Annotated in this window: 22 protein-coding genes; all 22 read right to left on the bottom strand. The window is 71.8% G+C overall.

The features are described from left to right. Positions 1–19 precede the first annotated feature (19 nt). A complete protein-coding gene (locus NITAL_RS10695) occupies positions 20–1,039 on the bottom strand; it encodes a CPBP family intramembrane glutamic endopeptidase (RefSeq protein WP_052666224.1) in 1,020 nt (339 codons plus the stop codon). Next, positions 1,036–2,853 carry a SpoIID/LytB domain-containing protein gene (locus tag NITAL_RS10690; protein ID WP_157041758.1) on the bottom strand — a complete coding sequence of 606 codons (1,818 nt, stop codon included), beginning with the start codon at positions 2,851–2,853 and terminating at the stop codon, positions 1,036–1,038. Before NITAL_RS10690 ends, NITAL_RS10695 begins: the two co-directional genes overlap by 4 nt. Next, on the bottom strand, positions 2,846–4,147 hold the full coding sequence (murA, locus tag NITAL_RS10685; protein WP_052669586.1) for a UDP-N-acetylglucosamine 1-carboxyvinyltransferase: 1,302 nt from the start codon (positions 4,145–4,147) through the stop codon (positions 2,846–2,848). Before murA ends, NITAL_RS10690 begins: the two co-directional genes overlap by 8 nt. A gap of 59 nt (positions 4,148–4,206) precedes the next feature. Then, positions 4,207–5,541, bottom strand: a complete 1,335-nt coding sequence (locus NITAL_RS10680) for a VWA domain-containing protein (protein ID WP_157041757.1) — start codon at positions 5,539–5,541, stop codon at positions 4,207–4,209. 104 nt (positions 5,542–5,645) lie between these two features. Then, positions 5,646–6,029: an ATP synthase F1 subunit epsilon gene (atpC, locus tag NITAL_RS10675; protein ID WP_052669585.1), complete on the bottom strand. Its 384-nt coding sequence runs from the start codon at positions 6,027–6,029 to the stop codon at positions 5,646–5,648. A gap of 50 nt (positions 6,030–6,079) precedes the next feature. Continuing rightward, positions 6,080–7,525, bottom strand: a complete 1,446-nt coding sequence (atpD, locus tag NITAL_RS10670; protein WP_052669584.1) for a F0F1 ATP synthase subunit beta — start codon at positions 7,523–7,525, stop codon at positions 6,080–6,082. Between the two features lie 64 nt (positions 7,526–7,589). Next, entirely contained in the window at positions 7,590–8,477 is an 888-nt protein-coding gene (locus tag NITAL_RS10665) for a F0F1 ATP synthase subunit gamma (RefSeq protein ID WP_052666221.1), read from the bottom strand. A 99-nt stretch (positions 8,478–8,576) separates the two neighbouring features. Then, the gene (atpA, locus tag NITAL_RS10660; protein WP_052666220.1) at positions 8,577–10,190 is read right to left on the bottom strand and encodes a F0F1 ATP synthase subunit alpha; all 1,614 of its coding nucleotides are present in this window, start codon (positions 10,188–10,190) and stop codon (positions 8,577–8,579) included. 58 nt (positions 10,191–10,248) lie between these two features. Next, positions 10,249–10,782 (bottom strand): ATP synthase F1 subunit delta, encoded by a 534-nt coding sequence (gene atpH, locus NITAL_RS10655; protein ID WP_052666219.1) that lies wholly within the window; start codon positions 10,780–10,782, stop codon positions 10,249–10,251. 34 nt (positions 10,783–10,816) lie between these two features. Continuing rightward, positions 10,817–11,347 carry a F0F1 ATP synthase subunit B gene (gene atpF / locus NITAL_RS10650; protein ID WP_052666218.1) on the bottom strand — a complete coding sequence of 177 codons (531 nt, stop codon included), beginning with the start codon at positions 11,345–11,347 and terminating at the stop codon, positions 10,817–10,819. Positions 11,348–11,387: 40 nt separating this feature from the next. Continuing rightward, positions 11,388–11,591, bottom strand: a complete 204-nt coding sequence (gene atpE / locus NITAL_RS10645; protein WP_052666217.1) for an ATP synthase F0 subunit C — start codon at positions 11,589–11,591, stop codon at positions 11,388–11,390. A 94-nt stretch (positions 11,592–11,685) separates the two neighbouring features. Then, positions 11,686–12,513 carry a F0F1 ATP synthase subunit A gene (atpB, locus tag NITAL_RS10640; protein ID WP_052666216.1) on the bottom strand — a complete coding sequence of 276 codons (828 nt, stop codon included), beginning with the start codon at positions 12,511–12,513 and terminating at the stop codon, positions 11,686–11,688. Beyond that, complete coding sequence (locus NITAL_RS10635; protein ID WP_157041756.1) at positions 12,510–13,019, bottom strand: hypothetical protein; 510 nt, start codon at positions 13,017–13,019, stop codon at positions 12,510–12,512. The genes atpB and NITAL_RS10635 overlap by 4 nt, the downstream gene beginning before the upstream one ends. A gap of 111 nt (positions 13,020–13,130) precedes the next feature. Further along, positions 13,131–13,385 (bottom strand): AtpZ/AtpI family protein, encoded by a 255-nt coding sequence (locus tag NITAL_RS10630; protein ID WP_211262327.1) that lies wholly within the window; start codon positions 13,383–13,385, stop codon positions 13,131–13,133. Between the two features lie 122 nt (positions 13,386–13,507). Further along, positions 13,508–14,665, bottom strand: a complete 1,158-nt coding sequence (locus tag NITAL_RS10625; protein WP_052666214.1) for a glycosyltransferase family 4 protein — start codon at positions 14,663–14,665, stop codon at positions 13,508–13,510. Further along, a complete protein-coding gene (locus tag NITAL_RS10620; protein ID WP_052666213.1) occupies positions 14,666–15,958 on the bottom strand; it encodes a serine hydroxymethyltransferase in 1,293 nt (430 codons plus the stop codon). A 36-nt stretch (positions 15,959–15,994) separates the two neighbouring features. After that, positions 15,995–16,774, bottom strand: a complete 780-nt coding sequence (locus NITAL_RS10615) for an L-threonylcarbamoyladenylate synthase (protein ID WP_083441442.1) — start codon at positions 16,772–16,774, stop codon at positions 15,995–15,997. Positions 16,775–16,809: 35 nt separating this feature from the next. Next, entirely contained in the window at positions 16,810–17,688 is an 879-nt protein-coding gene (locus NITAL_RS10610; RefSeq protein ID WP_052666212.1) for a N5-glutamine methyltransferase family protein, read from the bottom strand. Further along, positions 17,688–18,755 (bottom strand): peptide chain release factor 1, encoded by a 1,068-nt coding sequence (gene prfA / locus NITAL_RS10605; protein WP_052669582.1) that lies wholly within the window; start codon positions 18,753–18,755, stop codon positions 17,688–17,690. The genes NITAL_RS10610 and prfA overlap by 1 nt, the downstream gene beginning before the upstream one ends. A 1-nt stretch (position 18,756) precedes the next feature. Beyond that, a complete protein-coding gene (locus NITAL_RS10600; RefSeq protein ID WP_211262326.1) occupies positions 18,757–19,878 on the bottom strand; it encodes a DUF1385 domain-containing protein in 1,122 nt (373 codons plus the stop codon). Positions 19,879–19,964: 86 nt separating this feature from the next. Further along, complete coding sequence (locus NITAL_RS10595; RefSeq protein ID WP_052666210.1) at positions 19,965–20,714, bottom strand: TIGR03943 family putative permease subunit; 750 nt, start codon at positions 20,712–20,714, stop codon at positions 19,965–19,967. Further along, entirely contained in the window at positions 20,711–21,712 is a 1,002-nt protein-coding gene (locus NITAL_RS10590; RefSeq protein WP_052666209.1) for a permease, read from the bottom strand. The genes NITAL_RS10595 and NITAL_RS10590 overlap by 4 nt, the downstream gene beginning before the upstream one ends. Positions 21,713–21,725: the final 13 nt, after the last annotated feature.

The following is a 21,725-nucleotide window of genomic DNA, read 5'->3' as shown; positions in this document are numbered from 1 at the left end:
GCCGAGCCGGTGAGCGCGGTCAGACCGGCAGATCCAGGTTGTGTGCCAGCAACGTCAGCCCGACGGCGATGGCGTTGAACGTCGCATGCCCGACGATCGGCACCAGCAGGCTGCCCGTGCGGTGGAAGGTCAGGGCGAGCACGAACCCGAGCGCCGCCAGGCCGGTCGGGACCAGCACCGGGGTCCACCCCCCTGCCGCGATGGCGAAGGCCACCGCCGCCAGACCCAGCGCGCCGAGGAGCAACCGGACCACCAGAGGGAAGCGCGGTACCACCGCGAGGCACAGCAGCACCACCGCCGCGACGACCGCCGGCAGCGCATCGACGCCGATGACCTCGACGTGGACGACGCCGAACACGGCGCTGCTGATCGTCGCGGATGCCCACAGGCCGACCCGGCGCCGGAGCGCCTGGAACAGGACCCCGCGGAAGACCAGCTCCTCACCGATCGGGGCCAGCACGACGGCTGCGATGACGATCAACAGCGTCACCAACGGGTCCGCGCCGACCGCCGTGAGCAGCTCCTGTTCGGGCGGATCCGCCTCGTCCAGCAGGCTGAGCACCACGCCGAGCACGACCTGGATGCTGAGGAAGCCGCCGACGCCGACGAGCAGCCCCCACCCCACGTGGGAGAGGCGCGGTCGGATCGGGCCCCACAGGCGCCAGTTCAACCGCCCACGCAGCTTCAGGTACCCGAGACCGCTGAGGATCACGCTGGCCTGGGTCGCCAGCACGGTGGCCAGCAACCCGGGACTGGTCAGATCCGTCACTTCGACACCGAGCATGACCACGAGGAAGCTGAGGGGCAGGCCGATGACGACCTGGCCGAGGATGAACCACGCGAACAGTCCGAACCCGTCCACGAGCGTGTACGGCACCGGGAAGGTCGCGTGCGGCTGCGTGCCCCGCCACCAGCGGTCCGGCAGCGACGGCCAGGCCGGGTCCGCGCCCGCGGCCGAGGTGTGCGCCGGGGCCTGGGGCTGCGGCGCCGACGGCTGCGGCGCGGGCCCTCCCGGCGAGGGTGGTGGCGGGTAGCTCACCGTGAGCTCCTGGGGTCGGGGGTCGCGCCCTCGGTCGGGCTGGCGGGTGAGGCGGGCGCGGTGGTGCGGGAACGACGGCGGGAGGCTGCCAGCCCGAGCAGGAGCCCCACCACGGCGACCGCGAGGAGCGCGAGGAGCGGCGAGCGGGACGCGTCGGTGCCGGTCAGGGTGGCGATGGGATCTCGCGCCACGTCGACGGTCACGGGCAGCGGGGTACCGGCGGTCGAGCCGTCGGCGGCCGTCACCGTCAGGGCGAGCGCGTAGGTCCCCGCCGGCAGGTCGTCACCAGCGTCGTCGGTGGCGTCCCAGACCGCGATCTGACGCCCGGGACCCGCGGCGCCGAGGCGACGGTCCTGCACGACCGCGCCGGTCGCATCGTCGACGCGCAGCGACAGGGTCCCGGGGACGGCCGTGGTGGCTTCGACGGCCACGGCTCGCGGCACGGTCGGGACGCCGAGCGCGGGCTCGGTCCGGGACGCGACCGCAGGCTCGCCCCAGCCCGGCGGCGCGGTGAGCCGCACGCCGCCGCCGTCGGGGGCCACCGCCCAGGTCCCGGCCGCGTCCTCGATCACGACCTCACCGTCGGCGACGATCCGCATGGGCCCGTCCGGGGTGACGCTTCCGACCGCCGGTCGCGACAGGCCGACCCGGAAACGTTCGGGGAGATCGTCTGTTGTGGTCGGCTCGAGGCCGGCGTAGTAGGCGGCCAGGATCTGGTCGTAGGTCGCGCCCGCTTCGGCCCGCCCGCGGGCGCCGTACTGCCCCATCCCGACCGCGTGGCCCCACCCGCGCCCGTCGATCACGACCTCGTCGTCGCCGACCTCGATGGTGAAGCGCGACGAGGGCACGGTGGTCGGCAGATCGCGGAGCCCGTCGGAGCGCCGCGTCGGGAAGCGGTCGGGGTAGAGCTCGGGCGCCACGCTGGACAGGAAGCGGCGCAGGTCCACGCTGTCGAGCACCACCTCGGTGCCGTCCTGGCCGGTGAACCGCACGTCCGCACCGGGCAGGTCGACGTCACCGAGCCGCTCGACCGAGGCGAGCGGTACGGCTCCGGCCAGACGCTCCCCGCGCGAGAGGATGGCCTCGAACTCCTCGCGGGTGAAGCGCACCTCCCACCGGTGGTAGGGCGAGACCCGGTCATCGGGGTCGTCGGTCCCGACGAGGTACGGGCGGGGTCCCGAGCTCGGGAACACGACCTCGTTCGGCAGGGTGTGTCCCCCCGAGGTGGAGAAGTAGCGCGCCAGGATCGGTGCTCCGGCGTCGTCGACCAGGACCTCGCCGGCGGTGGCGTCGACCGCAACACGCCACCGCTGTCCGTGGTCACCCTCCTCCTGGGATGCCCCGGCGAAGGCCTGGCAGTCGACGGTGTCGCAGATGTCGTAGCCCCGAGAGGCGAACGTGCCGAGCTCGACCGCGTGCCAGGCGTAGGTCCGTGCCGCGACCGCTTGGGCCTTCAGTGCCTCGATGTGCCACCGTCCCGGCATCTCGGCGACCCCGGCGACGTAGTCGTCCACCGTCACGTCGTTGACCAGGACCTGCCCGTCGCCCGGCGAACGGATCTCGAGTCGGTCGAGGAAGCGCCGGCCGTCGGCCAGCTCGAGCGCGATGCCGGGGCCGGCCTCGAAGCGCAGCGGCGCCGCGACCACACCGACGTCGACGGGCGCGTCCGGGACGGCGATGTCGGCGGCGGTCGGCGCCGAGGTGTCGGGCTCACCGAGCTCGACCGTCACCCGTGCCGCGGCGGCCGGTGCGGTCACGCCCAGGGCGAGGAGGGTGGCGGCCAGCGCCACCCACCCCGGCCGTGCGTCACGCATCGGCGGCGCCCAGCTGTGCTGCGGGGACGCGGCGCACATCGGCACCGAGCGCCTGCAGCCGCGGGATCCAGTCGGCGTACCCACGGTCCACGTGGTGGACGTCGCGGATGATGGTCTCGCCCGAGGCCACGAGACCGGCCATCGTCCCGGCGGCGCCGGCACGGACGTCGAGGCCGGTCAGCGTCGCACCGTGCAGGGGCGCCGGACCACGAATGAGGGCGTGGTGGCCGTCGATGTCGATGTCGGCACCCATGCGGCGCAGCTCTTCGACGAACGAGAACCGCGACTCGAACACGTTCTCGGTACAGCGGGAGGTGCCGGCAGCCTGCGACAGCAGCACCATCAGCTGGGGCTGGAGGTCGGTGGGGAAGCCCGGGTAGGGCAGGGTGACCACGTCGACCGCCTCGAGTTCACCCGCCTTGACGCGCAGCGAGTCGGCGCCCTCCTCGACCACGACCCCGGCCGCGCGCAGCTTGATGATGGGCAGGGTCAGGTCCGTGGGCCGCACGCGCTCGATGACCACGTCACCACCGGTGAGCGCCGCCGCCATCGCGTAGGTCCCGGCCTCGATCCGGTCGGGGCACGTCTCCCACCGGGTCGGCCGCAGCCGGTCCACGCCCTCGATGGACAGCGTGGGCGAGCCGATGCCCTCGATGGTCGCCCCCATGGCGACCAACATCCGGCACAGGTCCTGGATCTCGGGCTCGCGGGCGGCGTTGTCGATGACCGTCTCGCCGTCCGCCAGCGTGGCCGCGAACAGCAGGTTCTCGGTCGCGCCGACGGACGGGAAGTCCAGGGTCAGCAGCGCACCGTGGAGGTCGTCGGCGTGGACCTCGACCTCGCCGTCTCGCTCCCAGACGGTCGCACCCATCGCCTCGAGCCCCCGCAGGTGCAGATCGATCCCGCGCGCACCGATGCGGTCTCCGCCGGGCAGGGCCAGCCGAGCGCGCCTCGTGCGGGCGACCAGGGGTCCCAGCACCGACAGCGACGCCCGGATCCGCGACACCGCATCGGCGGGCGCGTGCCAGTCCGGCTCTTCGGAGGCGTCGAGCTTGCAGGTGTTGGCCTCCAGGTCGAGGTCGACCCCGAGGCCGAGGCCCCGCAGGACGTCGGCCATGACGGGGACGTCGGCGATCGCCGGCACCTCGCGCAGCTCGAGCACGCCGTCGCACAGGATCCCGGCGGCCATCAGCTTCAGGGCCGAGTTCTTGGCGCCCGAGAGCCGCACGGTGCCACGCAGGGGCGCGCCGCCGTGCACGACGAAGACGTCGTCGGAGGAGGTCGGATCGAGCATCGCGCGAGCGTACCCGTGGCCGCACCCGGCCCGGCCGGACCGGGTGGCCACCCGCCGGGTCAGACGGCAGGTGACCGCGCGGACGTCCGCTTGAACAGGACCGCGACCAGGGCAACCAGGCCGAGCACCAGGACGGCGAGGAGGGTGATGACGACCGCAGCCCAGGCCGGCAGGCCCTCGCTCCCCGCGGGTTCGGCCGCCAGCTCGTCGGTCTCGGGCTCCTCCACGGCCTTCTCGACCTCGGGTTCCTCCGGCTCGTCGGCCTCCTGCTCCTCCTCTGTCTCGACCGCCGCCACGCCGCCGTCGGTGAGGATCTCGATCGTCGCCTCGACGTCGTGGGTGTAGCGGCTGATCTGGACCCGGACGTAGGCCTCGTCGAGGCCTTCCGGGAGCCCCGGTGGGGTGGTCAGGATGCTGTTCTCGTCGAGCGCCGCGTAGCGGTTCGTCTGACGACCCTCGTTGGCGAGCCGGATGACCGAGTCGGTGCGGTCGACGAGGGCGAGACGTTGTTCGAACCGGCCACTGAGTTCCTCCGGCGAGCCCGCTTCCCTCGTCACTTGGACCGTGAACCCGGACAGGTCCGACAACCCAGACAGGTCGACCCGGTAGTAGAGCTGCTCGCCCAACAGGACGGTGTCCCGGTACGTCCGCCCTGGCTCCAGCGTCGGCGCCTGCGCCGGGACGGGTCCGCCCTCGACCACATCGCCACCAGCCTTGAAGCGGCGTGCTTCGCGGGTGGAGACCACCTCGAGCTGCTCGACCAACTCAGCCGCCGTCGCCACATCGGTGAACGTGCCACCACCTGCCTCGGCGATGCACTCCAGCTGCGCACGTGCCCCCTCATCGGTCCCGAGCGCGAACCCGACCGTCTCCACGACCAGATCGACCCCATCACCACGCAGCTCAGCCGCCACCTCGCACGGATCGGGCGGCGCACACGTGTCCTCACCGTCCGACACCAAGATGATGGTCCGCGGACCCTCCGGCGGCAGATCATCCGCCGCCGCCTGCAGCGACGCCCCGATCGGCGTGAACCCCGACGGCTCGAAGCTGTCGATCGCCGCCCGCATCGCCTCACGATCGAGCGGCTGCACCGGACTGATCAGCTCGGTGTCCTGACACCCCCGCTCCTGATCGGTGTTCGGCTCACGGTGCCCGTACACACGCAACCCCACGTGCGTGCCGTCCGGCAGCGTGTCCACCACCCCACGCAACGCGTCCTTGGCCCCGTCCATGAGGCGGACGCCATCGGCGTCCCGGGCCTCCATCGACCCCGACGCGTCCATGATCAACAGGATCGCACCCTCAGGCGCCTGCGCCGACGCCACTGACGGCACCAACGCCCCCACCAACAACGCCACCAACAACGAACACGACACGGTGCGACGACGCACGATGAACCCCCCGTAGGAACCGGTGTGACCCGACCCGAAGCCTAGACCAGACGGGACCGAGGACGGGCCAATCGGCCCACCCTCGGTCCGTACGACCTGCTGCTTCAGGCGCGCGTGGCGACGTCCACGCGCAGGCGCGCCTTGGCGAGCGAGGAACGCAGGCTGGCGTCCTCCTCGCGGTCGAGCTTCTGCTCGAGCTCGCGGACCTTGGCCTCGGCGCGCGCCGTGTCGATCTCGCTGGCGAGCTCGGCGGTGTCGGCGAGCACGATGGTCTTGTCCCGCCCCACGTACAGGAAGCCGTTGTGGACGGCGATGCGTTCGTTGGTGCCGTCCTCGAACCGGATGTTGACCGGACCGATGTCGAGGGCGATCACCGCCGGCTGGTGACCGGGCATGATGCCGATCTCACCGTCGAGCGCACGCGCGTAGAGCTCCTTGGCCTCGCCCGAGAACAGCTGCTTCTCGGCCGAGACCACCTCCACCTGCATCGTCGCCACGGACCACTCCTGTTCGGGCCTCGAGCCGGGTCAAAGCCCGGTCAGGCCAGCTCGGCAGCCTTGCGCTGGACGTCGTCGACGTTGCCGGCGTAGAGGAACGCCTGCTCGGGCAGCTCGTCGAGGTCGCCGTCGATGAGCGCCTTGAAGCCCTCGATGGTGTCCTTGACCGAGACGTACACGCCGGGGTTCCCGGTGAACTGCTCGGCGACGTAGAAGTTCTGGGAGAAGAACCGCTGCGCCTTGCGGGCCCGGGCGACGGTGACCTTGTCCTCCTCGGACAGCTCGTCGATACCGAGGATGGCGATGATGTCCTGGAGGTCCTTGTAGCGCTGGAGAACCTCCTGGACACCGGTCGCCACCGCGTAGTGCTCGGCGCCGACGACCAGCGGGTCGAGGATGCGGGAGGTCGAGTCGAGCGGGTCGACGGCCGGGTAGATGCCGAGCGACGCGATCTCGCGCGAGAGCACGGTCTGGGCGTCGAGGTGAGCGAAGGTGGTGTGCGGCGCCGGGTCGGTGATGTCGTCGGCGGGCACGTACACGGCCTGCAGCGAGGTGATCGAACGTCCCTTGGTGGACGTGATCCGCTCCTGCAGCTGGCCCATCTCGTTGGTCAGCGTCGGCTGGTAACCCGCCGCCGACGGCATGCGGCCGAGGAGGGTGGAGACCTCCATACCGGCCTGGACGAAGCGGAAGACGTTGTCGACGAAGAGCAGCACGTCCTGGCGCATCTCGTCACGGAAGTACTCGGCCATCGTCAGCGCCGACAGGGCCACACGCAGGCGCACGCCCGGCGGCTCGTCCATCTGGCCGTAGACCAGCGCGGCCTTCTCGAGGACACCGGCCTCCGCCATCTCGATCATGAGGTCGGTGCCCTCACGGGTGCGCTCACCGACGCCGGCGAACACCGAGACACCACCGTGCTGCTGGGCGACGCGGTTGATCATCTCCTGGATGACGACGGTCTTGCCGACACCGGCGCCGCCGAACATCCCGATCTTGCCGCCCTTGACGTAGGGCTCGACGAGGTCGATGACCTTGATGCCGGTCTCGAACATCTCGGCCTGGGATTCGAGCTCGTCGAACTTCGGCGGATCGCGGTGGATCGACCACCGCGTGTCGGCCTCGATCTTGTCCGGCGTGGTGTCGAGCGGCTCGCCGAGCACGTTGTAGATGTGGCCGAGCGTGCCGGGTCCGACCGGGACGCTGATCGGCGCGCCGGTGTCGGTGACCGTCGCACCGCGGACGACACCGTCGGTCGGCTGCATGCAGATGGCGCGGACGCGGTGGGTCCCGATGTGCTGGGCCACCTCGGCGGTCAGCGTCACCTGCCCGTCGCCCTCGCGCCGCTCGAAGGTCAGCGCGTTGTTGATGTCCGGCATGTCGCCGGGAGGGAACTCCACGTCCACGACCGGGCCGATGACGCGGATGATGCGTCCCTCGTTGCCTCCGGCGCTGCTGGGACCGTCGCTGACCCCGGTGGTCTGCATCGTCGACATCTGCTGGCTCCTGCTCGTTGCTCGAGCTGCTCGTGAACGTAGGGGTGGGTGGCGCTCAGCGGCCCTGGGAGAGGGCTTCGGCGCCACCGACGATCTCGGAGATCTCGGTGGTGATCTGGTCCTGGCGGGCCTGGTTCATGACCTGCGACATCGAGTTGGCGACGTCGTTGGCGTTGTCGGTCGCCGACTTCATCGCCCGCTGGCGTGCGGCGTGCTCTGACGCCGACGACTCCAGCAGGCCGTGGAAGACCTTGGCCTCGACGTAGCGCGGGATCAGGCGGTCGAGGATCACGTCGCGGCCGGGGATGAACAGGAACTCGGGCGGCAGCTCCGAGCCACCACCGAACTCCTCGGGCTTGACCGGCAGCAGCTCCATGCGGACTGGCACCTGGTTGAGCGAGGACCGGAAGTCGGTGTAGACCAGCCACACCCGGTCGAGCTCGCTCGTGCGGTAGCGCTCCATCACGGTCGCCGCGATACCAGCCGCGTCGTCGAGGACGGGCTCGTCGGAAACGCCCTCCCACGCCCGGACCGCACGGCGGCCGCGGTAGTTGAAGTAGCCGCCGCCCTTGCGCCCGACGATGTAGAGGTCGACCGACCGGCCGGCCGCTTCCTCGTCGCGGATGGTGCGTTCACCGAGCTTGAGGATGTTGGCGTTGTAGGCCCCCGCGAGGCCGCGGTCGGAGGTCAGCACCACGACCGCGACGTTCCGGACGTCGTCACGCACCTGCAGCAGCGGGTGCGCGGCGACCTCCTGGCTGGCGGCCAGGCCCTTGATGATCCCGTGGATCTGCTCGGCGTAGGGGCGCGCTTCGCGCACCCGACGCTGGGCCTTGAGGATGCGGGACGCCGCGATCATCTCCATCGCGCGGGTGATCTTCTGCGTGCTGCGCACCGACTTGATCCGTCGGCGCAGCTGGCGGATCTGACCGCTGCCTGCCACCTGATCCTCCTGTCGGCCCCGTCAGGGCGGGTGCTGGTCGCTCCGGCGGGACGCTGCTCCCGGGCGGTGCCGCCCCACTCACGGGGCGGCCCTTGCTGGTCAGTCCTCGACGGTCTCGCTGGACGCCGCCATGGCGTCCCAGCCCTCGTTCTCCTCGACGACCTCGGCCTGCGCCGTGGCCTCGAAGCCGGCCTTGAAGTCGGCGATGGCCGCCTTCAAGGCCTCCTCGAGCTCACCCTTGAACTTCTCGGTGCGCAGCCGCTCGAGGACGCCGGCGTGGCGGGTCTGGAGGAACTCGTGGAGCTCGGACTCGAAGCGGCTCACGTCACCGACCGGCACGTCGTCGATGTGGCCACCCGACACCGCGACGACCGACGCGACCTGGAGCTCGACCGGCAGCGGCTGGAACTGGCGCTGCTTGAGGATCTCCACGACACGCTGGCCGCGGGCGATCTGCTGCTGCGAGGCCTTGTCGAGGTCCGAACCGAACTGGGCGAACGCCTCGAGCTCGCGGTACTGCGCCAGCTCGAGCCGGACGGTCCCGGCGACGGCCTTCATGGCCGGCCGCTGGGCCGAACCACCGACGCGGGAGACCGAGATACCCGGGTTCATGGCCGGACGCACACCCTGGAAGAACAGGTCGGTCTCCAGGAAGATCTGCCCGTCGGTGATCGAGATCACGTTGGTCGGGATGTAGGCCGAGACGTCGTTGGCCTTGGTCTCGACGATCGGCAGCGCCGTCATCGACCCGCCACCGAGCTCGTCGTTCAGCTTGGCCGCACGCTCGAGCAGCCGGCTGTGGAGGTAGAAGACGTCACCGGGGTAGGCCTCACGACCCGGCGGGCGGCGCAGCAGCAGCGACAGCTGGCGGTAGGCGTCGGCCTGCTTCGACAGGTCGTCGTAGACGATCAGGACGTGCTCGCCCTTGTACATCCAGTTCGCGCCGATGGCGGCACCCGCGTAGGGGGCGATGTACTGGAACGGCGCGGGCGAGGAGGCCGGCGCGTTGACGACGGTGGTGTACTCCATCGCCCCGAAGCGCTCGAGGGTGGACACGACCTCGGCGACGGTCGAGCCCTTCTGACCGATCGCCACGTAGATGCACTTGACGGCCTCGTCGGTGCCCCACAGCTGCTTCTGGTTGATGATGGTGTCGATGGCGATCGCCGTCTTACCGGTCTGGCGGTCACCGATGATCAGCTCGCGCTGGCCGCGGCCGATCGGCGTCATGACGTCGATGACCTTGATGCCGGTCTGCATCGGCTCACCGACGGGCTGGCGGTCGACGACACCGGGCGCCTGGACCTCGAGCGGCCGCTGCGCGTCGATGCGAGCCTCGTCGAGCGGGCCCTTGCCGTCGATCGGGCGACCGAGCGGGTCGACCACGCGACCGAGCATGGCGTCACCGACGGGCACCGACAGGACGCGGTCGGTGCGGCGGACCGTCTGGCCCTCCTCGATCTGCGCGGCGTCGGCGAACACCGCGGCACCGATCTCGTGCTCGTCGAGGTTCATGGCCATGCCGAACACGCCGCCACCGAAGTCCAGCAGCTCGTTGGCGAGCGTCCCCGGCAGGCCGGAGATGGTGGCGATGCCGTCACCGGTGGCCAGCACCCGGCCGACCTGCTCCTGGGTGAGACCGGGCTCGTAACCCTCGAGCATCTTCTGGATCGCGGAGGAGATGTCCTCCGGGCGGATCGTGAGGTCGCTCATCGTGGCGTCTTCCTCGTCTTCGGTTCCGCGTGCGTGGGGCACGTTCGGGGAGCGGGGGTCAGCGGGCGACCCGGGTGCGCAGTTCGTCGAGGCGCTGGGCCAGCGACCCGTCGATGACGATGTCGCCGATCTTGGCGCGGACACCACCGATGACCGACGGGTCGACGAAGACCTTCAGGTCGAGGCGCTTGCCGGTGGCGCGTTCGAGCGCCGCCTTCAGCGCCTCGCGCTTGGCATCGTCGACCGGGGCCGCGACGTAGACCTCGGCGACCTCGGCGTCACGACGCGCCGCACCTTCGGCGGCGACGACGTCCGCGATGGCGGAGATGTCACCGACGCGCTCGGCGGCGATGAGCATCGCGAGCGCGGCTCGGGTCGCAGGGTGGGCAGCGGCCAGGGCCGCCGACTCGGCGAAGGTCAGCCGCTGCCCCACCGGCAGGTGCTGGTCGGTCAGCTTGCGGCGGAGCTCATCGTTGCCGTCGACGGCACGCGCGACGGCGAGCAGTTCGTCCTCGACGGCACCGAGGGCGCCCTCCGCCTCAGCCAACGCCACCACGGCCTGCGCGTAGTGGTGCGTGCGATCGGTCGTCATCGTCGGTCCTCGTGGAGCCGGGTCGCGGCCACGTTCAGTTGGTGCGCGACAGGTTCTGGATGTACTCGTCGACCAGGGACTGGTGCGTGGAGGCGTCGAGCTCACGCTCGACGATCCGCGACGCCAGCTCGACCGAGAGCACGCCGACCTGCGAGCGCAGCTCCTGCAGGAGCCGCTCGCGCTCGGCCGTCACGTCCGCGCGTGCCTTCTGCAGCAGCGCGGCCGCCTCGTCCTCGGCCTTCGCGACGATGTCGCGACGCAGGGACTCGGCGGTCTGCTTGGCGTCCTCGACGATGCGGTTGGCCTCGCCACGTGCGTCGGCGATGCCGGCGTCGAACTCCGCCTTGGACGCTTGCGCCTCATCGAGCTTGCGGTCGGCCTCCTCCATCTTGCCCTGGATGGCCGCGGTGCGGTCGTCGAGCAGCTGGCCGAGCTTCGGGAACGCCAGCTTCGACAGCATGAAGAAGACGATCGCGAAGGCGACCGCACCCCAGACGAGCTCAGCGGCGGCCGGGAGGACGACACCGAAGGCGCCGTCGGGTTCGGCGGCGATGAAGAGGTTCATCAGACGTTCCTCACGTTCGGTCGGTGGTGGCCAGGTGACGTCAGATGATGAAGGCCAGCACGAAGCCGAACAGCGCGAGCGCCTCGACGAACGCGATGCCCAGGAACATCGTGGTGCGGATCATGCCGGCGGCCTCGGGCTGGCGAGCCATCGACTCGATGGCCTTACCGACCAGGAAGCCGATACCGAGGCCGGGGCCGATCGCGGCGAGGCCGTAGACGAGGCCGTTGCCCAGGTTCTCCATCAGGTGTCTCCTCGTTGCGGGTGGCGTCCGGAGAACGCCGTCGAAGGGTCTGGCACCGCACCGACGGGGCGTCGACGCGGAGGTTCGGGGTCGATCAGTGGTCCGCTTCCATGGAACTGGCGATGTAGACGGCGGCCAGGATGGTGAAGATGTAGGCCTGCAGCAGCGCCACCAGCAGCTCGAAGAGCACCAGGGCGACCGAGCCCGCCAGCGTGAGCGGACCGAAGAGCAGACCGGTCCAGCCGCTCGGCAGGAACTGGGGGCTGGTGATGGTGTGGAAGTCGATCAGGAAGGCGTTGGTGGCCAGGAACGCCACCGCCAGCAGGATGTGTCCCGCCATCATGTTGGCGAAGAGCCGGACCGCGTGGGTCAAGGGCCGGACGATGAAGGTCGAGATGAACTCGATCGGCACCAGCAGGAAGTGCAGCAGGAACGGGACACCGGGCAGCACGACCGCGTTCTTGAAGTAGGCCAGGCCCTGGTGCTTGATGCCGACGAGGATGAAGGTCGTCCACACCACGAAGGCCAGGAACGCCGGCATCGCCATGCGCCCCGTCGGCGGGAAGTTGATGAAGGGGGCGATCTCGAAGAAGTTGTTCACGAAGATGAACAGGAAGAAGCTGGTCAGCAGGGGCACGTAGCGCAGCCCCTTGGGCCCCATGACCTCGACCACGATGTTGTTGCGGACGAGCTCGACCACCGCCTCCATCGCCGTCTGGAACCGGCCCGGCACGATCGACGGGTTCCGGAAGGCCTTCAGCATCAGCCCGCTCACGATCGCGGCGGCGAGCAGGTACAGCATCGCCGTGCGGTTGAACGCGAAGTACGCGGAGTCCTCGAAGAGGAAGGCCGGGAACTCGAACAGCTCCTCGAGCGTCGGGACGTGGAACGCCCCGTTCTCTGCCGCGAGCAGCAGGCTCACGCGCGGTCCTTTCGGTCGGATGTCGACGCGGTGGCCGGGCGGGGGGTCCCCGCAGCCGGCACCTCGACGAACCAGAGGTCGGGCTGGGTGGTCACGAAGCGCACCTCCGCGGCGAGGAGCACCACGACGGCGATCGGGATGGCGGCCCCGAGGGTGGGTGCGTCGAGCCACGAGACCGGGCCGAGCACGACCAGGAGCATCCCGTAGACCCACAGCCGCAGGATCATCCCGCCGAGGGCGACCGCCTGGAGAGCGACGGGGCCACGCGCGGCCGCCCGCCCGTGGGCGTAGCCGGTGAGCGCGAACCCCCCGACCACCAGCGTGACGGCGAACAGCGCCGTCGCGGCGCCGAGGGGACCGCGGACGAGGCCGGCGGGGACCGCCAGGGCCAGCGTCAGGGGGCCGGCGATGCGCAGGGCCGCGGTGGCCATCCGGATCTCCTGCGCACGCCCGTCGGGCACGCGCAGATGCGCGTCGCCCGGGCAGGGTGCGAGGAGGTCAGCCACGTCGTCGGGTCCCGTCATCACTTGCGGCATCGACCGCGGTCGGTGTCGTACGTGTCGGCGGGACGCGGTGTCCCGTGGGGTGGGGGCGGTGTCGCGGGGGGCGGTCCGGCGTCAGAGCCGGGGGCGTTTGGCATCCTCCGCCGCAGCTACTACCTCGAAGCGCTTGAAGACGATGTAGGTCCCGAGCCCGAAACCGAGCAGGAGGCCGATCGCGAACAGCCACGGCGTCGAGCCGAGCCAGCGGTCCAGGAGCCACCCGATGCCACCCCAGACCGCGGTAGCGGTCAGGAGCTCGGCGGATATGGCCCAGCCACGGTCCAGATCCTCGAGCGACTCGCGGCGGAACCGCCGGTCACGTTCGTCCATGTCGCGCGGACGCTAGCGCAGCCGGGGAAGGGTCGGCAAAAGCACGAGCGTCCTCCGGGCCACGGCCGGGTGTCCGGCCACCGCCGGTCCGCACACCCGGCGAGCACCCGCTCGGGGACCGGTCAGGCGCCGCCGCCGGAGCCGTCCGCGGCGGGCAGCTGCTCGTCCGGTACGAGGTCGACCGACCCCTCGAGACGGTCGGCCCTCGTGCCCGCCACCGTCGCTGCGGCACCGATCACCGCGGCCGCCAGGAGCCAGGGGGCGAGGGCCGCCAGAGGCACGAACGCGGGCCCCACGGAGGCGACCGCCAGCAGCGCGGACCAGTAGTACAGGACCAGGACCGCACGCCGGTGGGAGTGCCCGAAGGCGAGCAGCAGGTGGTGCAGGTGGCCGCGGTCGGCTGCGGTGATGGACTGCCGCCGCACGAGGCGCCGCAGGATGGCGAACGCGGTGTCCAGGAACGGGACGGCGAGCACCAGCGCGGGGATGAACAGTGGCACGGACCCGTAGAAGTCCACGTAGGAGGGTGCGGTGGTCCGACCGACGTAGCTGACGCCGGCGACCCCCAGGAGCAGACCGAGCAGCATCGACCCGGTGTCGCCCATGAAGATGCGGGCCGGGTGGGTGTTGTGCACCAGGAAGCCGACACACAGGCCGGCGAGGATGGCCGCCAACAGGGGCGCCGCGGTCGGGATCGACTCCACGAGGCCCGTCGAGGTGCTCCGCACCGTGAAGATGAAGAACGCGACCGCCGCGATGCCCACGACCCCCGCCGCGAGCCCGTCGAGACCGTCGATGAGGTTGACCGCGTTGATCATCGCCACGAGGGCCACGACCGTCAGGACCATCCCGAGGTCCGACGACAGGGCGACCACCTGCAGCCCCGGCACCCAGAAGTGGACCAGCTGGATACCGAAGACGACGACCGCGAGCGCCGCCAACAGCTGACCGGCGAGCTTGACCGTCGCCGGGAGCCCGAACAGGTCGTCGGCCACCCCGATCGCGCTGATCACCACGGCGCCGAGCAGCAGCGCCACCGGCTCGGAGGTGGTGGCGAACAGGTCCCCGAACGTCGGCAGCAGCCAGGCGACCCCGACCGCGGCGAGCAGGCCGATCAGCATCGCCAGGCCGCCGAGGGTGGGGATGGCGGCCGTGTGGACCTTCCGGGGGTCGCTCGGGCGATCCACCGCCCCGAGGCGACGCGCGAGCCTGGCGACCAGCGGTGTGACCAGCCCCGTGACGAGGGCTGCGGTCGCCGCGACCACCAGGTGGGCGAGCACCTACGCGTCCGGTTCGGGGTACACGGGGAACCGCGCGACGAGGTCGCCGATCTCGCCGCGGACGGCCGCACGGTCGTCGTCGGAGCCGGTGAAGGCCCGGTCGATGAGACCGGCGACCGCCGCGAGCTCGCCCGGCCCCATGCCCTGGGTGGCCACCGTGGCCGTCCCGGCACGGATGCCCGACGCGATGGCCGGGGGGTTCTGGTCGAAGGGGATGGCGTTCTTGTTGAGGACGATCCCGGCCGCGTCGGCGCGCGCCTCGGCCTCGGCGCCCGTCAGGCCCTTGCCCGTCACGTCGGCGAGGAACAGGTGGGTGTCGGTCCCGCCGGAGGTGACGCGGTAGCCGCGCTCGGCCAGGCCGCCCGCGAGCGCCCGGGCGTCGTCGAGGATGCGCTGGCTGTACTCCTTGAAGGAGGGGTCCATCGCCTCCTTGAGGGCGACCGCCTTGGCCGCGATCACGTGCTCGAGCGGGCCCCCCTGGGTGCCGGGGAAGACGGCCTTGTCGATCGCCTTGGCGAGGTGTTCCTTCGCGAGGATGATCGCGCCACGGGGCCCACGCAGGGTCTTGTGGGTGGTGAAGGTGACGATGTCGCACCACGGCACGGGGCTCGGGTGCACGCCACCGGCCACCAGGCCGATGAAGTGCGCGGCGTCGCACATCAGCGTCGCGCCGACCTCGTCGGCGATCGACCGGAAGGCCTCGAAGTCGAGCTGGCGGGGGTAGGCCGACCAGCCCGCGATGATCAGCTTCGGCCGGTGCTCCACGGCCAGGTCACGGACCTCGTCCATGTCGATGACCTCGGTGTCCTGGCGGACACCGTAGGAAGCCACGTCGAACCAGCGACCCGAGAAGTTGAGCTTCATGCCGTGGGTGAGGTGCCCACCGTGAGGCAGCGACATCGCCAGGACCTTGTCGCCCGGCGCGACCGTGGCGAAGTACGCGGCGATGTTCGCGCTGGCGCCCGAGTGGGGCTGCACGTTGGCGTGGTCGGCGCCGAACAGCTGCTTGGCGCGGTCGATGGCCAGCTGCTCGAGGGGGTCGACCGCCTCCTCGCACCCGCCGTAGTAGCGCTTCCCGGGGTAGCCCTCGGCGTACTTGTTGGTCAGCACCGACCCCTGGGCCGCGAGCACCGCCGGGGAGGCGAAGTTCTCGCTGGCGATCAGCTGGAGCTTGCTGCGCTGCCGATCGAGCTCGGTGAGCAGCCCGCGGGCCACCTCGGGGTCGAGCTGCTCGAGGGCGGCGAAATCGGGGCCCCAGTAGGTGCCGGCAGGCTGGCGCGTGGGATCGGACAAGCGACGCTCCGTGGACGGGAGGCGGGATACCCCAGGCTACCCCTCGCCACGCTCCGAGTCGCCCTCGCCACGCTCCGAGTCGCCCTCGCCGCGCTCCGAGTCGCCCTCGCCGCGCTCGAGATCCGTCTCGGTGCCTCCGGTCCCGGGCGGCCGCTCCTCGGGGAGCGGCACCGCGAAGGGGTCGAGCTCGCCGGTCGCGACGGCCAGCACCTCTGCGGCGGGCACGACGCCTTCGCGCAGGACGTGCGGCGTGCTGCGGGTCACGTCCACGATCGTGGAGCGGAGGGCCGGGTCCCGGGGCCCGTCGTCGAGGTACACCTCCACGGCGTCCTGGAGCTGGTCGTGGGCGTCCCGTGCCGTGGCCGCCGGTGTCCGCCCGCTGCGGTTGGCCGAGGTGACCGCCAACGGCCCGACCGCCCGGATCAGGTCCAGGGCGACCTCGTCGAGCGGCATCCGCACCGCAACGGTGCCGTCGTTGCGGCCGAGGTCCCAGCGCAGCTGTGGCTGGGCGGGGACGACGATGGTCAGCGGGCCGGGCCAGTAGGCCGCGACGAGGCGATCCAGGACGTCGCTGACGAGGGGGGTCAGCGCCGGCAGCTGCTTCTGGGAGCGCACCAGGACGGGCAGTGGGTGGGCCCGGGCCCGCTCCTTGGCCGCGAAGATCCGGGCGGTGGCCTCGGGGTCGAACGCGTCCGCTGCGACGCCGTAGACGGTGTCGGTGGGCATGACCACCAACAACGCCTCGCGCAGCGCGGTCGCCGCCAGGCCGATGGCGACATCGCGGTCGTCACCGGTCACATCGAGGATCTCGGCCACGCGTTCCTCGCTGGACGGCTGGAAGGAGGTGGACGCTACCTGGCCCGCACCGCGGCGACGGCCCGGTCCCGACCGGTCAGGTCCGCCACCAGCCGCACGTGGGCGAGCCCGGCCTCGCGAGCAGCATCGGTGGCGTCACGGCCCCGCCGGTCGTCGATCTCGACCACGACCGTGCCGCCGGGCCGCAGCCAGGCTCCCGCGAGCTGCAGCAGCCGATCGACGACCTCGTGGCCGTCCGGCCCGCCGACGAGCGCGGCGTCGGGGTCGTGCCCCCCGACCTCGGGCGCCCAGGTTCCCCGGTCGGCCGCGGGGAGGTACGGCGGGTTGGAGACCAGCACGTCGACCTTGCCGCGCCAGGCCGGCGGGACGGGATCGAGGAGCGATCCGCGCAGCACGGTCACCGTCGCGCCGCGGGCAGGGCCGCCCGCCACCGCCTGCCCGTCGCGCAGGCGCTGCGCGTTCACCTCGGCGAGGGCGACCGCCAGCGGGTCGCGCTCGGTGGCCACGACATCGACACCGGGGACCTCCGCCGCGACGGCGCACGCGATGGCACCCGATCCGGTGCCGACGTCGACCACCCGTGGGCGGTCACGGTCGGCGGTGCGGGCGGCGTCGATGGCGACACCAGCCACCACCTCGGTCTCCGGGCGCGGGACGAAGACCCCCGGCGCGCAGGTGAGCTCCAGCGTTCGGAACCAGGTGCGGCCGATGACCTGCTGGAGGGGTACCCGCGCGGCACGCCGCGCCACCAACCCGTCCAGCAGCGCGCCGCCACAGCCGGCGGTGACCCCGGCGACCTCGACGACGTGCTCGACGAGCAGTCGGGCGTCCACCCCGGCGTTCGGGACCCCGGCTGCCTCCAGCCGGGCCGCGACGCGCCGGACCACGTCCGGGTCGACCTCGGGACGTGGCATCAGTCGTCCAGGGCGGCCAGCTTGGCCTCACGCTCGGCCCGGCGGACGGCATCGACGATCGGGGTCAGGTCGCCAGCGAGCGTGCCGGACAGGTCGTGGAGGGTCAGCCCGATGCGGTGGTCGGTGACGCGCGACTGAGGGAAGTTGTAGGTGCGGATCTTCTCCGACCGGTCCCCCGTGCCGATCTGGCCCTTGCGCTCGTCGGCCCGCTCCTTGGCCGCTCGTTCCTGCTCCGCCTGCAGCAGCCGGGCACGCAGGATGGTCATGGCCTTGTCGCGGTTCTGGTGCTGGGACTTCTCGTCCTGGCAGCTGACGACGAGGCCCGTCGGCAGGTGGGTGATGCGCACGGCCGAGTCGGTGGTGTTGACGCTCTGCCCCCCCGGCCCCGACGAGCGGAACACGTCGACGCGCAGGTCGGATGCCTCGACCTGGACGTCGACCTCCTCGGCGACGGGCAGGACCGCGACGGACGCGGTCGAGGTGTGGATCCGCCCTTGGGACTCGGTCGCGGGCACGCGCTGGACCCGGTGGACCCCGGACTCGTGCTTGAGGTGGGCGTACGCGCTCCGGCCGGTGATCTCGACCACGGCCTCCTTGACGCCGCCCACGCCCTGCTCGGTGCGCGACAGGATCTCGGTGCGCCACCCCTGGCCCTGCGCGTAGCGGCGGTACATCTCCAGCAGTTCGCCGGCGAACAGGGCGGCCTCGTCGCCGCCCGCGGCCGGTCGGACCTCGAGGATCACGTCGCGGTCGTCGTTGGGGTCCTTGGGCACGAGCAGGAGCTTGAGCTCCTCCTCGAGGGCGGCCCGGGTCGCGGTCAGTTCGTCGATCTCGGCCCGCATCGCGGTGCGGTCCTCACCCTCGGCGTCGGCGGCCATCTCCCGCGCGGCGCCGAGGTCGTCACCGGCCTGCCGCCAGCGGCGGAAGGTGGCCACGACGTCGGCGAGCTCGGCGTGCTGCTTGGCGAGCACGGTGTAGCGCGCCCCGTCCGAGGCGACGTCGGGGTCGGCGAGCTGGGTCTCGAGGTCCCGGAAGCGGTCCTCGAGCTGATCGAGCTGGTCGAACACGTCAGCCCGTCCGTGGGGGGTCGTCGTCCGCCGCACGTGGCAGCGGTCCGGGCACCTCCGGCAGCGGTTCGCCGTCGGTGCGGGTGGTGGCGTCGGTCAGGTGCACCTCGAGGCCCTCCGGTGCGAGGGTGATGACGCTGTCGAGCGTGTGCGGCACGCGACCCGCACGTTCCTCGCGCGGGACCACCGCCTCGAAGGACCGGATCGCGACCTCGATCTGGTCGGGAGTCGGCTGCTTGGTGGTGATCAGCTGCAGCCACAGGCCCGGCTTCATCAGGCCCCGCACGATCGGGTTGTGCCCACGTGCCGCACCGAGGCGGAGCCCCTCGTAGGCCAGGCCGGCGACCACGGGAAGCAGGACCACGCGCAGCGCGACGTGGTAGAGCACGCCGCCGAGGAAGCCGATGCCCTCCGGGGGCGGCACGAGCACCCCGCCCACGGTGTAGACCACCATCGCGAGCAGCATCACCATGATGAGGAAGTTGGTGCCGCAGCGGACGTGGAGGGTGGAGTAACGGTCCACGTTGCCGGGTTCGAGCACCTCGCCGTGCTCCCATGCCGCGATGGTCTTGTGCTCGGCGCCGTGGTACTGGAACACCCGCCGGATCTCGGGCAGCAGCGAGATCGCGGCGAGGTAGGCCAGGAAGATCGCGATGCGGACGACCGACTCGATGAGGTGGAACCACACGCCGTCGCCGAGGACGCCCCCGATCAGGGCGTCCACACCCTTGGTCCCGGCGGATGGCAGGAAGATGAAGATCCCGACGAACAGCGCGAGGGCGAGCAGCAGCGAGGCCCCGGCGGTGGCGCCCCCGACCGCGTCGCGGTCCTCCTCCTCCAGCGCTTGCGTGGCGGCGATGCCGAGCGCCTTGACCCCGATCGACAACGAATCGACCAAGGCGTAGCAGCCGCGTACGAGCGGACGCTTCAGCCACGGGCGCCGCGTCGGCGCGTCCGAAACGTGGTGGCACTCGAGCCAGATGTCGCCGTCCGGCCGGCGCACGGCGACCGCCCACCGATCGGAGCCGCGCATCATCACGCCCTCGATGACCGCCTGTCCCCCGTAGTAGTGCGGGGCCAGGTCCACCGGGTCGATCGCGGGTCCGGTCGTCTCCGCGCTCACGTGTGGCCCTCCGCCGTCGTCCTCGCACCCGGCGTCGGTGACGGCGCGGGCCCCCACAGGGTAGGGCCCCTCGCGCACCGGTCCCGTCAGTACTCGTAGGGGGCTGCCGGCCGCTCCACGATGCGCTCCTCGATGACGCGCAGGACGGGGACACCGGCGCCGCTGTCGCCCTCCGCGGGGCCCTCGACGCGCCCCTCGAACACCGCCACCGCCTCGACCCAGGTGTCGTCCGGCAGCTCGCCGGTGCCGACGAGCAGGACCTGCCGGACGCTGGCGTCGGCGGCGCAGCACGCGATGGCGAACCGCGACAGCCGGTAGCCGGTGGGGGCCTCGTGGTCGGCAGCGACGAACCCGACGAGCCGCACGGGCGTGCCGAGCAGCGGGCCGTCGGGTTCCACGAGCGCACGCAGGACGGCCTCCCCGAGGCTCAGCGTGACGGCACCGTCGACCGGCTCGGGCAGCGGACCGAGGGCGAACGAGGGGGTGGCCACGCGGTTGGCGCCACCTCGGTCGGCCGCGGCGGCCCCGAGCGGCTGCGGGGCCACGAGCACCAGGGTGAGGATCGGCACGAGCACGAGCAGGCCGATGCGCGGTGCCCGTGCGTGGTCGTGTCCGTGCCCGTGGTCGTGACGGTCCCCGGGGCCCGCCAGCGCCAGCTCGTCCTCCTGCTCACGGAGCAACGACAGCGCGCCGAGGACGATCAGTACCACGGCCGACGCGACCAGCGGCAGCCCGAGCGAGGACTTGACGAAGGAGAGGTGGGCGCCCGACAGCACGAGACGGACCATGACGACGCCGATGACCGTCAGCACGGCGCCCTGGACCTCGCGGCTCACAGCAGCCACCACCCGACGAGCACTGCGGCGGTGAGCGAGACCACCAGGGCCAGTGGCGCGAACGTCACGGCGAACCGTTTGCCGAAGACCCCGGCCTGCATGGCCACGAGCTTGATGTCGACCACGGGTCCGACCACCAGGAACGCGAGCCGGGCCACCATGGGGAACTGCGGGAGGCCGGCGACGACGAACGCGTCCGCCTCCGAGCAGATCGACAGGATGATCGCCAGCAGCGTCAGGACGGCGACCGCCAGGACCACGTTGCCCGCGACGGTGTCGATCACCTCGGGTGGGACGACCGTCTGGGCCGTGGCCGCGACGGCGGCTCCGAGCACCAGGTAGCCGCCGGCGAGCAGGAAGTCGTGCCGGGTCGTCGCGACGAAGGTGCTCAACCGATCGCCGCGGTCGTGGATCCGCCGTAGCGCGCGGACCAGCGCCTCGTCGTCGCCGCGCCGCAGCCAGATGAGGCCGACGACCACCGCCGTCGCGAGGGAGGCGAGGAACCGTGCGGCGACGACCTCGGGCTGGCCGGGGAAGGCGACGGCCGTCGACAGCAGGACGATCGGGTTGATCGCGGGGGCGGCGAGCATGAAGGCGAGCGCAGCGGCCGGCGGCGCTCCGCGCGACACCAGCCGCCCCGAGATAGGGACCGACCCGCACTCGCACCCGGGCAGCAACGTGCCAGCGCAGGCCCCGGCACCCACCGCCAGCGCACCGTTGCGCGGCAGGACGCGAGCGATGAAGGCCGGCGGCACGAGCGCGGCGAGGGCGCCGCTGACCACGACCCCGAGCAGCAGGAACGGTGTGGCCTGGATCATCAGGGCCACGAAGACGGTGGACCACAGCTGGAGCGATGGGACGTCCAGCCACGGCGCGAACAACGGTCGCAGCACGGATGCGGCGAGCACGGCGAGCACCACGGCGGTCGCCGCGACGGGGACGCCCCGGTCGGGGCGGGACGGCGGCCGGTCGAGGACCGGCGGGACGGTCTGCGCCACGCGTGGACTCGAT

It is taken from the genome of Nitriliruptor alkaliphilus DSM 45188 (assembly GCF_000969705.1).
GTDB classification, from domain to species: Bacteria; Actinomycetota; Nitriliruptoria; order Nitriliruptorales; family Nitriliruptoraceae; genus Nitriliruptor; species Nitriliruptor alkaliphilus.
The sequence above is the reverse complement of the archived record's forward strand: the minus strand, read 5'-3'. Positions and strand labels throughout refer to the sequence as shown.